Source organism: Myxococcus hansupus (assembly GCF_000280925.3).
GTDB lineage: Bacteria > Myxococcota > Myxococcia > Myxococcales > Myxococcaceae > Myxococcus > Myxococcus hansupus.
In genome coordinates this window covers 4,613,586-4,625,880 of sequence record NZ_CP012109.1, presented here as the reverse complement: position 1 = coordinate 4,625,880, position 12,295 = coordinate 4,613,586, and the positions used below count along the sequence as shown (strand labels likewise).

General features: G+C 68.8%; 10 protein-coding genes. 6 read left to right on the top strand and 4 right to left on the bottom strand.

Annotated features, from left to right (window positions below; genetic code table 11):
* Nucleotides 1-22: 22 nt before the first annotated feature.
* Nucleotides 23-967: a magnesium transporter CorA family protein gene (locus A176_RS17650; protein ID WP_002637397.1), complete on the bottom strand. Its 945-nt coding sequence runs from the start codon at nt 965-967 to the stop codon at nt 23-25.
* Between the two features lie 79 nt (nt 968-1,046).
* Here A176_RS17650 and A176_RS17645 point away from each other — a divergent pair, with 79 nt between their 5' ends.
* The 3 genes from A176_RS17645 to A176_RS17635 are packed head-to-tail and all read left to right on the top strand — an operon-like array spanning nt 1,047 to nt 4,196.
* Nucleotides 1,047-2,186, top strand: a complete 1,140-nt coding sequence (locus A176_RS17645) for a hypothetical protein (protein ID WP_044890808.1) — start codon at nt 1,047-1,049, stop codon at nt 2,184-2,186.
* On the top strand, nt 2,186-2,995 hold the full coding sequence (locus A176_RS17640; RefSeq protein ID WP_002637395.1) for an HAD-IIB family hydrolase: 810 nt from the start codon (nt 2,186-2,188) through the stop codon (nt 2,993-2,995). The genes A176_RS17645 and A176_RS17640 overlap by 1 nt, the downstream gene beginning before the upstream one ends.
* Nucleotides 2,996-2,999: 4 nt before the next feature.
* Nucleotides 3,000-4,196 (top strand): class I SAM-dependent rRNA methyltransferase, encoded by a 1,197-nt coding sequence (locus A176_RS17635; protein WP_002637394.1) that lies wholly within the window; start codon nt 3,000-3,002, stop codon nt 4,194-4,196.
* Between the two features lie 89 nt (nt 4,197-4,285).
* Here A176_RS17635 and A176_RS17630 read toward each other — a convergent pair whose 3' ends face one another.
* The gene (locus tag A176_RS17630; protein ID WP_002637393.1) at nt 4,286-5,224 is read right to left on the bottom strand and encodes a hypothetical protein; all 939 of its coding nucleotides are present in this window, start codon (nt 5,222-5,224) and stop codon (nt 4,286-4,288) included.
* Between the two features lie 159 nt (nt 5,225-5,383).
* Here A176_RS17630 and A176_RS40880 point away from each other — a divergent pair, with 159 nt between their 5' ends.
* The 3 genes from A176_RS40880 to A176_RS17615 all read left to right on the top strand — a co-directional run bounded on the left by A176_RS40880 (nt 5,384) and on the right by A176_RS17615 (nt 8,187).
* Nucleotides 5,384-6,016 carry an alpha/beta hydrolase gene (locus tag A176_RS40880; protein WP_002637392.1) on the top strand — a complete coding sequence of 211 codons (633 nt, stop codon included), beginning with the start codon at nt 5,384-5,386 and terminating at the stop codon, nt 6,014-6,016.
* A gap of 162 nt (nt 6,017-6,178) precedes the next feature.
* On the top strand, nt 6,179-7,975 hold the full coding sequence (locus A176_RS17620) for a S8 family serine peptidase (RefSeq protein ID WP_002637391.1): 1,797 nt from the start codon (nt 6,179-6,181) through the stop codon (nt 7,973-7,975).
* On the top strand, nt 7,972-8,187 hold the full coding sequence (locus A176_RS17615) for a DUF5818 domain-containing protein (RefSeq protein ID WP_002637390.1): 216 nt from the start codon (nt 7,972-7,974) through the stop codon (nt 8,185-8,187). Before A176_RS17620 ends, A176_RS17615 begins: the two co-directional genes overlap by 4 nt.
* Before the next feature lie 16 nt (nt 8,188-8,203).
* Here the strand turns inward: A176_RS17615 and A176_RS17610 are convergent, their stop codons facing one another.
* Both A176_RS17610 and A176_RS17605 read right to left on the bottom strand, forming a co-directional pair.
* Nucleotides 8,204-9,397 carry a type II CAAX endopeptidase family protein gene (locus A176_RS17610; protein ID WP_002637389.1) on the bottom strand — a complete coding sequence of 398 codons (1,194 nt, stop codon included), beginning with the start codon at nt 9,395-9,397 and terminating at the stop codon, nt 8,204-8,206.
* A 331-nt stretch (nt 9,398-9,728) separates the two neighbouring features.
* Nucleotides 9,729-12,284, bottom strand: coding sequence for a 1-acyl-sn-glycerol-3-phosphate acyltransferase (locus A176_RS17605; RefSeq protein ID WP_002637388.1), 2,556 nt, complete (start codon nt 12,282-12,284; stop codon nt 9,729-9,731).
* Nucleotides 12,285-12,295 lie beyond the last annotated feature (11 nt).

Sequence of the window (12,295 nt, the reverse complement as noted above, 5' to 3'; positions counted from 1 at the left end):
GTTTCCTCTCCTCGCGGAAATGTCAGAGCCACTCTTTGTGCTTGAACCAGAAAATCATTCCCACCGGCAGCGCCACTATCGAGGCCCACATCACATACCAGGCGCCTGGCGTGTAGAGCCGGTCGAAGTTCTGCCCGAAGAAGCCGACGATGCATGAGAGCGGCAGGAAGATGGTGGCGAAGATGGTGAGCTGCTTGGAGATGTCGTTCGTCTTGTTCGCCACCATGGACAGGTAGCCGTCAATCACGTTGCCAATGATGTCCCGCCCGGCGTCGATCTGCTCGTACAGGCGCACCAGGTGGTCATAGACGTCACGGAAGTAGAGCGTCGTCTTCTCGTGGACGTTGGGGATGCCCCGGCGGGACAGCAGGCCCACCACGTCTCGCTGGGGGGAGAGCACGCGGCGGAGCGTCACCAGCATGCGCTTCATGGCGAAGATGCGCTGCAGGTGCGACTTCTCCGGCTTCTCGAAGATGGAGACCTCGAGGTCCTCCAGCTCGTCGCTGAACGCGTCGAGGATGGGGAACTGCGCGTCCACCAGCGTGTCCGCCAGCATGTAGAGGACGAAGTCCGTGCCCCGGATGAGCGTCCCTTGCGGGTCGTCCTTCACGCGGCGCACGACGGTGTGGTGGCCCGCGAAGGGGAGCTCGTGGACGCTGATGAGCCAGTCCTGCGCGAGGAAGAAGTGGTGCTCGTGCAGCGTCAGCTCACACACGTCCTTGCCGGTGACGGTGAATCCCTGGAGCACGATGAACTGGTGGTTGGGGTATTCCTCCAGCTTGGGCCGTTGGTCCAGATGGAGGCAGTCCTCCACGGCCAGCTTGTGCAGACCGAAGTGCGCGGCCAGCCGGCTCAACACCTCCTCGGTCGGATGCAGGACGTCGATCCACTTGCGGCCCTCTTCCTGGAGGAGTTCTTCACCTCCGGTGAGAAGTTGACCGTCTTTCACCAGACAGACCTGAATCATCCCGTAGCGCTCCAAAGCCAGCGGCGTGGCCCGCAGTCGAGTGCTAGAACTCCCCCGCGCGGAAGTCGAGCGCTAGAGTGTGACACCCGTGTCCGAAGCCGCAGAGACCCCCCAGGCCTCGCTGTCCGCGAGGCTCGATGAAATTCTCCAGTCCCAGCCGGATCCGGCCTTCGCCGGCCGCTTGCGCCAGGTGTACGTCGCCACCGCGCATGCCATCGCCCGGCTGAGTGACCTCGACCTGGTGCGATACGAATCGCCCGTCGTGGACTCCTCACCGGACCTGTCGCTGTGGGAGGAGATGGCGCCCGTCATCCGCGACACGGTGATTGACGTCAACGGCTTGCTCAACGTCATCCGGGAGCAGTTCCCCGTGCAGCCCCCGGGCGTGGGGAGCAGTGCGCCCGCCGTGGCCATCGTCCAGGAGGCGATGAGCCAGATTGCCCAGGGCATCACCCAACTGGGCGAGGCGATGCGCAACCCGTCGGTGGTGAGTGACCGGTGGACGTTGCTGGCGGAGATTCAGCGCATCCGCGCCGGCTTCCGCGAGCAGATGAGCAACCTGGTGTTCGAATCCGCCAGCACGCTGGGCGAGGTGACGCGCGCCCAGGTGGTCCCTGGCTACGCGGCGGAGGTGAAGGCCGCGGTGACGGTCCGCGCCATCACCGCCGACCTGGGACGCATCCTCTCCGCGCGCGTCAGGAAGGTCCGCGACGCCGAAGCCCAGGACGTGCAGTGGAACGCCCAGCAGGCCCAGACGGAGCTGGACGCTTTCGGCCGGACGGCCGCGTATCGGAACCTGCGCGCGCAGGACAAGCGCCACGTGGTGGAGATGCGCGCCGAGGTGGGCCGGCTGGCCATCCTGCCCAACCCGTCCCGCGCGGAGCTGGTGACGGTGGTGGAGGCGCTGGACACCTTCGTCCAGGGCCTGTCCGCGGTGAACCAGCGCCAGTTGCTCATCGTCCATGACCGCGAGGTGTGGGCCTCCTGCGGCGTTCGTCTGGAGCGCGCGCTGTCGCAGGTGGACTCGGACTTCGCGAGCGCGGCCCGCACCCTGGCCGAAGCGGCTGGGAGCGCGCAGGCCCTCTACGGCCGGGCGTCGGAGCTGGACGCGTTCCTGCGAAAGGCGCGCAAGCTCCAGATTGGCCAGCTCTCGCCCGACGAGCTGCGGAGCACCATCACCACCTTCCAGGGGCTGCTCGCCGGACTGGATGGGATGTGATGGGGGCGTCCTCGAAGTCGACCTCGCCTCGCCCCCTGCGCGAGGCGGACCTGTCCCGCGTGGAGGGCGTCTTCACCGACGTGGACGGCACGCTGACCACGGGCCACAAGCTGCGCTCGGACACGGTGCGGGCGCTGGAGCGCCTGTCCGCGGCGGGCCTGCGGGTGGTGCTGGTGAGCGGCCGTCCAGCGGGGTGGGGTGAGGCCTGGGCGCGGCAGCTCCCCGTGGACGGCGTCATCGTGGAGAACGGGGGCCTGTTCTTCCTGAAGGGGGCGAATGGCCGGCTGCGGAAGGTGTACGCGGAGGCGCCGGCCGAGCGGGTGGCGAACCGGAAGCGGCTGCACGCCGAGGTGGCCCGGGTGCTGAAGCAGGTGCCCGGCGCGCGGCTGTCCATGGACAGCGCGTACACGGAAGTGGACCTCGCGGTGGATTACAACGAGGAAGCCCGGCTGGGGAGCGCAGGCGCGGACCGCATCGAGTCGCTGCTGGTGGCCCGGGGCGTCACGGCGGTGCGCTCGTCGATCCACATCAACTGCTGGCTGGGCCGCTTCGACAAGTTGAGCGCGACGCGGCGCTTCGCCCGGACGGCCTGGGGCGAACGGCTGGACCCGCGCGACGGCCGTTATGTATACGCCGGGGATTCTTTCAACGACGCCCCGATGTTCGCCGCATTTGGACTGGGCGTGGGCGTGGCCAACGTGCGAGCCGTCCTGGACCGCATCGAGGCGCCACCTGCTTTCATCACCCGGGCGCCCGAGGGGCGGGGTTTCGAGGAACTGGCTCGCGCCATCCTGGCCCATAAGGAGTGACACCGTGAATGTCGTGAAGCTGGAGCTGGCGCGCGGATTGGGGCGCCACCTGCGCGCGGGGCACCCGTGGGTGTTCCGTAAGGCGCTGGAGTACGTGCCGAAGATTCCGGCCGGCAGCGTGGTGGACCTGACGGAGAACGGGAAGTTCGTGGCGCGCGGGTACTACGACCCGCACTCCGCCATCGCCGTGCGGGTGTTCACGCGAGACCCACGCGAAGCCGTGGACTCGGCCTTCATCACCCGCCGGGTGCGCCAGGCGCTGTCCGAGCGCACGGCCCTCATCGACCTGACCGACACGGACAGCTACCGCCTGATTCACGGCGAGGGAGATGGCCTGCCGGGCGTGGTGGTGGACCTGTATGCCGGCTGGGCGGTGATGAAGCTGTACTCAGCGGGCCTGACGCCGTACCGGCCGCTGATCATCGAGGCGCTGAAGGCCGGCGTACCGGGCCTCAAGGGCGTCATCGGCCGTGACGAAGTGGGCCGCGACGACGTGGACGAGGACGACGGCCGGGGCTCCGGGAAGATGCTCTACGGGCACGAGGCCCCGGAGCTGATTCCCATCCGCGAGCGGGGCGCGACGTTCCTCGTGGACGCCTGGAAGGGCCAGAAGACGGGCTTCTTCCTGGACCAGAGAGAGAACCGCTACCTCATCCGGCGCCTGGCGAAGGGCCGCGACGTGCTCAACTGCTTCAGCTTCAGTGGCGGCTTCTCCGTCAACGCGGCGCTGGGCGGGGCCAACAGCGTGTTCTCCGTGGATCAGGACCCGGAGGCCATCGCCCTGGCGCGGGAGAACTTCACGCGCAACGGCATCCCCGCGGAGAAGCACGACTTCCTCGCCGCGGACGTCTTCAAGATCATCCAGTCCTTCAAGGAAGAGGGCCGCACCTTCGACCTCATCATCCTGGACCCGCCGGCCTTCGCGAAGACCCAGCGCGCGGTGCAGGCGGCCATCGACGGGTACGCGTCCCTCAACCGGCAGGCGCTTGCCATCCTGCGGCCGGGGGGCCTGCTGGCCACGGCGTCGTGTTCCGCGCGCGTGAATCCGGAGGACTTCATGGGCGCGGTCCGCGAGGCGGGCTTCAAGGCCGGTGTGGACCTGGCGCTCGTCGAGGAGCGGTACCAGCCGCCGGACCACCCCGTGCGTCTGCAATTCCCGGAAGGGAAGTACCTCAAGTTCTACGTGCTGCAGTCCGTGTAGCGCGAAGACAGCGCCTGAAAACACGAGAGGCCACGAGGTGCGAACCTCGTGGCCTCCGTTGTTTCACCCCGGCAGCGGGTGAGCGCGTCTCAGAAGTTGCCGGCGCGGGCCTCGTCGAACGGGGCGCGGTGGTTCAGGTACGTCTCGGTCAGCGAGTGGGCGCCGCTGAACATGCCCTTCTCGGAGAAGTGGTGGACCTGCGCGCCCTTGCCGGCGTCGCGGAACAGGTCGCCCGGCGTCCAGCCCTTGCTGCCCTGGCCGAAGATGACGGGCACCGGGTCCTTGTTGTTGACGTAGTGCACGTAGTTGGGGCCGTCCGGGTAGGTGGCCGCCGCGGCGCCGAAGGTCTCCACGTTGACGCGGCTGAGCGTCTGCTCCACCTGCGCCTTGGACATCCCATCTTCGATGCGCAGCCGGTTGGCGACATCCTTCAGCGCGCGCGAGGTGATGAGCCCGCCGTGGCTGTAGCCCATCAGGTGGATGTCACGGCCCGACTTCAGCTCGTTGTAGACGATGTCCGACAGCGAATCGACCGCGGGGTTCTTGCCCTTGTTCAGCTTGTCCTTCGCCGCCTGGATGACATCCGCCAGCATGCCGGACGTGGCGTTGTGCACGCCGATGGCGCGCATGCCCGTGCTGTCCGCGAGCGCTTGCAGCTCACGCGCCTGGCCGTCCTTGTTGGTGATGATGCCGTTGACGTAGACGACCGTCTTCTGGGCGTTCGGGTTGTTCGCCGGAACGAAGGCGGGCACCTGGTTCAGCGGCGTGTTCGGCTCGAACGTCTGGCCGCCAGCGCCCACCAGCTTGCCGTCGAACACCTTGTCCTTGGAGCCCGCGGGCGCGTTGAAGACGCCGCCCACGGCCGCCGTCTGCGCGGAGCGGCTGTCGAAGCCGTCCACCACGGCGCTGCGCTGGGCCACGGTGTTCCGGGCCGCCTGCGGGGCGGAGGAGCCACTCTCACGGGCGCGGTCGGCGGTGTTGCGGGAGGTCTGCGCGATGCTGGTCCGTCCGCGCTGGATGCTGGTCATGAGTGGGGGCTCCTGCGGAATCAGGGGGTGTTTCCGCATTGTCCTCGAAGCCGTACGGAAGTTTCGTGTGGGTGCGGATTTTTCACGAAAACATATGTGGGCCTGTGTCGGACGACGTGTATGGGCGCTCGCGTCAGAGGTCCGGGGGTAAGGTGGGGCATGGTTCAGAAAGGCCAGTTTCTCGAGCGCTCGACGCTCGTCCCGGTGGGGCGGGACGTCATGGAGGGCACCACCCACCGGGGGAGCCGGGCACCGCCGCTGCTCGTCATTCCGCCCCGCCCGGATGAAGGGGGCGGGATGGATCACGTCGTCGCGGCGGAGCTCGTCTGGGCCGCGGCGAACGCAGGTTTCCCCACATTGCGGTTCAATCACCGGGGTGTGGGCGGGAGCCAGGGCCAGCGGGGCAGGGACTTGGAGCTGCTCGCGGATGCCGAGGCGGCCATGCAGCTCCTGCTGGAGAGCACGGGCGCGTCCGCGTTGGCGGTGGCATCCCTTTATGGCGGAGCCCAGGTGGCGCTGGCGCTCCAGGCGAAATATCCCACGGTGGGGGGCCTGTGCCTGGTGGCGCCGGCCCTGGTGGACCCGGAGGTCTTCTCCCGGGTGACGTGCCCGCTCCTGGTGGTGCAGGGGGAGGAGGACACCCGGCTGCCCAGAGCGCCCGTCTCCGCCGCTGTCGCCCGGGCCGGAGGCGATTTAGAGGTCATTGACGATGCCGGTGCCACCTTCCAGCGGAACCTTCCCCAGGTCGGGCGCGCCGTCGCGGCCTGGCTGCGGCGGCTCTCCGGCGGATGACCGATGCAGCGCAAACCTTTGGACTTCTTCACGTTTCTCGTCCCGAGCGCCCTTGCACGCCGGGAGGGGTGACATCCAGACTGCTGGTGCAGACCCAATCGTCTCGACGTTCGTTCGTAGGGGTCTTCCAGACGGGTGTATCGATTCTCAAGGAGTGGCCTGATGCGGAAGGTGCGATGGAACCTGGGTGGCGCGGCGCTGGCCCTGACGCTGACGGCCGCCTGCGCGTCCGGTACGCGCGAGCAGGACGCGCCGCCGCCCTTGAGTGTGCAGGCGCTCGACCCCCGGGACGTGGTGAAGGGCGCCATCGTCGTGGACTTCAAGGACGGCACCACCAAGGCGGAGTTCGACGCCTGGGAGACGGACTGGGGCATCGACCTGGAGCTCAACTCCGTGGAGAGCGCCGCCGTGGCCCTCACCATCGCCGTGGGCGTGGATGACGTCGACGCGGTGCTCGCGCGCATCCGCCAGCACCCCGCCGTCGAGGCCGCCGAGCCGCTGATGGAGGTCCGCGCCAGCTTCACGCCCAATGATCCGCGGTTCGAGCAGCAGTGGAACCTGCGGATGATCGACATGCCCAAGGCCTGGGAGCGCAACCGGGGCAAGGGCGTGGTCGTGGCGGTGCTGGATACCGGCATCGCCTACGAGGACTACGAGGACTTCAAGCAGGTGCCGGACCTCAAGGGCGTAAAGTTCGTGAAGGGCTACGACTTCGTCAACGACGACGAGCACGCCAACGACGACCACGGCCACGGCACGCACGTGGCGGGCACCATCGCGCAGGCCACCAACAATGGTGAGGGCGTGGCGGGCGTGGCCTTCGAGGCGACGCTGATGCCCGTGAAGGTGCTCAACCACTTCGGCGGCGGGAACACGGCGGACATCGCGGACGCCATCCGCTTCGCGGCGGACAACGGCGCGGACGTCATCAACATGTCGCTGGGCGGCGGCGCCTACTCGCAGGTGATGGCCAGCGCGGTGGAGTACGCGCGCAAGAAGGGCGTCACCGTGGTGGCGGCGGCGGGTAACGCCGCGCGGCCGCAGGTGGAGTTCCCCGCGGCCTATCCCGGCGCGGTGGCGGTGTCGGCGGTGGGGCCGGACGGCACGCTGGCGTCGTATTCGTCCTACGGCAAGGAGCTGGACATCGCGGCGCCCGGTGGCGAGAAGCGCCTGGGCGAGCAGGGCGGCATCCTCCAGAACACCATCGACCCGAGGGACCCGTCGCGCTCCATCTACGCGTACTACCAGGGCACCAGCATGGCCACGCCGCACGTGGCGGCCGTGGCGGCGATGCTCTACGCGGCCGGCGCCAAGGGCCCCGACGAGGTCGAGCAGGCCCTCTACGCCGGCGCGAAGAAGGCGGCGGGTCACGAGGCCTGGACCGAGCAGTACGGCCACGGCGTGCTCAACGCGGAGGCCTCGCTGGCGGCGCTGGGGGGGAGCTCGGTTCAGTGGCCGCCGCTGTACTGGGCGCTGGCGCTGCTGGCCGTGGTGCTGCTGACGCTGCGCGGCCGTGCGCGGCCCGGTTACCTCAACGTGCTGGTCAAGCCCGCCTTCTTCATCCCGCTGCTGTTGGCCACGGTGGGCGCGTTGTTCCTGCGCGTCTGGTTCGGTGGCGCTGACGGCGCGGTGGGGGACGCGGTGCAGGTGGCCGCGCTGCCGCCCATCCCCGACTGGGAGCGCATCATCTTCGGCCGGGGCAAGACGGTGAACCCGCTGTTCTACAGCGCGCTCATCCCGCTGTTGCTGTCGCTGCCGGCCATCAAGTGGCGGGGGCTGCGGCCGGCCATGGGCGGCCTGGCGCTCGGCTTCGCGGGCTTCCTGGCCTACGCGGCCTGGACGGGCGCTCCGGCGCTGGCGTGGATGCCCTTCGCGTTCCTCGCCAAGCCCTGGCTGGGCTTCAACACCATCATCTGCCTCGTCATCGGCCGCGCGATGCTCCAGAAGGAGGAGGGATGAAGCTCACCGGCCGAGTCGTCTTCCGCGACATCGAAACGGGCGTCTGGGTGCTGGAGGGCGATGACGGCACCACGTACCAGCTCGCGGGCGGGGACCGGAAGCTGAAGCAGGACGGCCAGCGCATCGAGGCCGAGGGCCGTGTCGACGGGGACATGCTCACCAGTGCCATGGTGGGCCCCGTCTTCCATGTCAGCAGCTACCGCTTCGTGTGAGCGGGGTTTTGACTCCTCACGGCTTCAAGCCGGGCGCCGTCTTCAGTTCGTGCGCCCGGCTCTGCCGCTCCCGCTCCTCGTAGTAGGCCTCCATCGGCAGCTCACCGCGGCGAGCGGAGGCCCGGAGCGCGCTCAGCGCCTTGCGCTCCGCATGCAGCGCGGGCGGCGCGGGTTCCTTCAGCGAGGGCAGCGGATGCTGCGCGTCGTAGAAGTTGAGCGTCATGCCTCGCGAGTCCACCGCCACGAGCGCGCCCAGGGCCACCGTGGAGCCCACCACCCAGGGCAGCAGCAGCCGTGGGAGTGAGGGGACGGGCCGGTCTGCTTGTGCCTCTTCGTCGCTCGCGGGGATGCCAGGGCCCCAGTTGAGCGGGTTCCTTCGCGTGTAGGCGAGCAGGGCGCCCAGGCCGGCCCAACCGATTGCCGCCAGGGCAAGCACCAGGCGCGGGTCCGTCGTATCGGACGTGTCACCCGCGTTGTCGCCCATGGCCTTGGCCGACAGGAAGATGACCGACGACACCAGGTTGTTCGCGGCGTGCGCCGCGATGCTGGGCCACAACGAGCCGGTGCGCAGATAGAGCCACCCGAACAGCAGGCCCAGCTCGGTGCGCGCGACGAAGCCCACCGGGTCCAGGTGGAACGCGCTGAACACCACCGCCGAAATCACCAGGGCACGGGTGGGGGATGCCGGGGGTGGCGGGGTGATGCCCCGTTGGAAGATCCCTCGGAAGAAGAACTCCTCGCAGAACGGCGCCGCCACCGACACGCCCGCGAGGATGAGGGCCAGCTCCACGGGTGTCTGGTCCGCGAACAGGCGCGAGCTGTCGAACATCTGCGTCAGCCACTCGGGCGCGATGGACTGGGCCAGGAACTGGATGGGGACCACCAGCGCGAAGAAGTTGGCCACGCCCAGGAGGAAGCCGAGGAGCGTGGCGCCTCGCGGCGCCCGTGACAAACCGGTGTAGACGATGGGGCGCCAGCCTCCGTGGCGCAGCATCAGCCAGCCCAGGCCGAGGAACACGACCAGCTCGGTGAACCAGATGCCGAAGGCCGGGTTCGCGAGCTGGACGGTGCCACCCACGAGGATGAACAACCCGAGCGCGAGGGCCGCGCCGGCAACGGCCATCCATCTGGGGGACGTGTTCGCCTCGGCGTCAGAGGGAGGCCCTGGCGGCGGGGGCGGTGGTACGTCGCTGGGGGTGGCGTCTTCCAACGTTCATTCTCCTAGACTGTCCGAACCTTGACGTCCTGCATCCTGGCTCGGAGAGCGCGGCGGACGTGGAGGCACGGTGCTTGCGTCCTGAGCATCCTGGGGACTGGCTTGGGAGCGGCCACGTCGCATGCGGCGGCGTTTCACGTCGAGGCCCGTACCGAGGCGCAGGCGTACCAGATTCGCGCGTGACGTGGCAGCACGCCAGAAGGCCCGGTGCTGACGCGACCGGCCGAGTTTCGCGTGGAACTCACGACGGCGCCCTGACGCCTGGGCGCTCGTCTGTGGCCACGACAGAGGCCCCACCCGTGAGCACGGGCAGGGCCGGTGGACTTCAAGCCCGCTTCAAGTAGCTCCGGAGGTCCTCGACGAGCTGCGTCCGGGCCTGCGGCTCCGCCGCTGCGGGGCCCAGCGTGAGCTTCTTGTCGGCCTCCATGAGCAGCTTCTGGTCCAGCAGGTACGCCACGGCGTTCTCCAGCGTCACCTTGGCCAGGGACTCGGAGGCGGTGATGCGGCCTGCGTGGTACTCCGCGCGGCCCGTCTCCAGGGCGAACTTGACGAAGCTCTTCCGGTCCTCGGCCGCGCCGTTGGCGACATCCTGCAGCGTCATCGCCGCGAGCAGGTAGGCCTCCAGGTAGTCGCGCAGCATGTCCGCGAAGAACTCGAGGTCTGGGCGGGCGTGGGCCTCGGGGGCCACGCGGAGCGTCTCGTTCTCCTCGAGGACCAGGCCCATGCGCTCCAGCCGTTCCACGGTCTCCGCGAAGATGGAGTCGAACGTGGTGCCCACGCGGTAGATGAACTCCACCTTGAAGAGGCGCGACAGGAAGAGGGCGCGCTCCTTCACCGTGTCGTAGGGCGCGGGGCTGCCGCTGGCGAGCAGGGCGTTGGCCACGAGGCTTCGCGCGGCCACCAGGTTCATCAGCGTGTTCTTGTAGAAGGACATCTCCGGGCGGCGTGCTTCCTCCACCTGGTAGATGACCTCGCCGCGCGCTTCCTGGGTGCGCACCATCTCGTCGGCGATGAACGTCCGCATCGCGTCCTGGATGGGGCCCATCGTCTCCGGGTTGCTGGGCGCGTTGCGCATCTCCACCGACTGCGGAGAGCCTTCCTCCACGGCGATGCGGCGCAGGATGTTGATGCGATCCGCCATCTCCCGCTGCGTCAGGCCCCGGCGGCGGTGGGCGAGCAGGGCGGTGCTGACCAGCGCGTGCGGCGTCACCGTGGACACCTTGCTGATGCCGTACATCACCCGGTTGCCCAGCGCGCGCACGAGCCCCTTCTTCTGCTCATCCGACACCGGCTCGTCGGGGTTGATGCCACGCGCCTTCATGAAGTCGCGCAGGGAGATGGGCTCATCGAAGCCCAGGTGGATGCGGCCGTAGCGCGCGGCCAGGACCTTGGGCGCGCTCAACAGCGCCTTGATGTCCTCGGGCTTCTTCTCTCCGCCCGCGAGCTCCTTCGAGTAGCTGCTGGACTCGACGACCTTCTCGTAGTCGATGGCCACCGGCACGAAGATGAGGTCATCGCGCGCGCCTTCCAGCACGGACTCCACCTGCCAGGTGAACATGCCCAGCTTGGGCAGCAGCAGCTTGCCGGTGCGGGAGCGGCCACCTTCGGGGAAGAACTCCTGGTGGATGCCGTCGTGCACCAGTTTGCGCACGTAGGCCTTGAACGACGCGGCGTAGACCTTGTCGCCCTTGAACGAGCGCCGGAGGAAGAACGCGCCGCAGCGGCGGAAGAACGTGCCCAGGGGCCAGAAGGAGAGGTTGGCGCCCGCGGCCACCAGGGGCACCGCGTAGCCCCGGTTCCAGAGCACCCAGCTCATCACCAGGTAGTCGACGTGGCTCTTGTGGCTGGGGCACAGCACGATGGGGGCCCGGCCCGCGGCCTTGAGCGCGCGGTGCAGGCCCGCCTCGTCGACGTGCATGCCATCGTAGATGCGGTTGAACACCCACTCCAGCACCGGCGAGGTGAACGCCAGGGCCGTGGGGCTGGGCTTGGCCGCGATGGCCTCCAGGTTGCGCCGGGCCTCGCGCAGCACGCTCTCCGGCTTGCGGCCCGATTCGGCGGCGCACTCGTCCACGACCCTGCGCAGGGCGCGGTCCCTCAGCGTCTCGTCGATGACGCGGGACGCGGGCTTCACGGGCGGACCGAACACGGCCCGCGTCTCGCGCGCGAGGTGGACGTGGAGGCTGCTGCGCACCTTGCGGGCCAGCAGCTCGTCCGAGTCACGCGGATTGTCCGCGACGAAGCGCTGCAGGTCGATGGGCTCGCCCACGCGGAACTGCGCGCGCTTGTAGTTGCGGAAGAAGGCGAGCATGGAGTGCAGAAAGCCCGGTGCCTCGGGGCTTCCAAACACCACGTCCACCCAGTTGGGCTTCAGGCGCGCGGGCCGCTTCTCCCAGACGAACAGCTCCGGCACCAGGTACACCGGCCGCTCGGACTGGCGCGCCATGGCCACCAGGGCGGGGAAGGGGTCTTCGTGCGTCTCCTTGCCGGACGGGCGGAGCAAGGCGGTGCGGCGCAGGAACACCAGTCCGCTGCCGCCCGACTGCCGCGCGTGCTCGAAGCGTTGGTGGAAGTCGCCGCGCTGCTTCGTCTGCCGCCAGGGTTTGGTGAACCACGGGCGCAGGTTCACCACGGCGCGCACGGGCGGCATCGCCCGGCGCACCATGGCCCACGTCAGGTAGAGGAAGTTCACCCAGGCGGTGGTGCGCATGACGTGCACCACGAAGCCCTTGGCGTGCAGGTTCCGGAGTTCCGTCTCGGACTCCGGTGGGAAGTGCACGCTCTCCAGGTAGCGCGTTCCCAGCGCCCGGCCCATGGGGCCGAATTCGTCCTTCAACAAGGACGCTCCCTGATTCGCAGTCGGTGACAGCGCGGTCTCCAAGAATGCTCCCG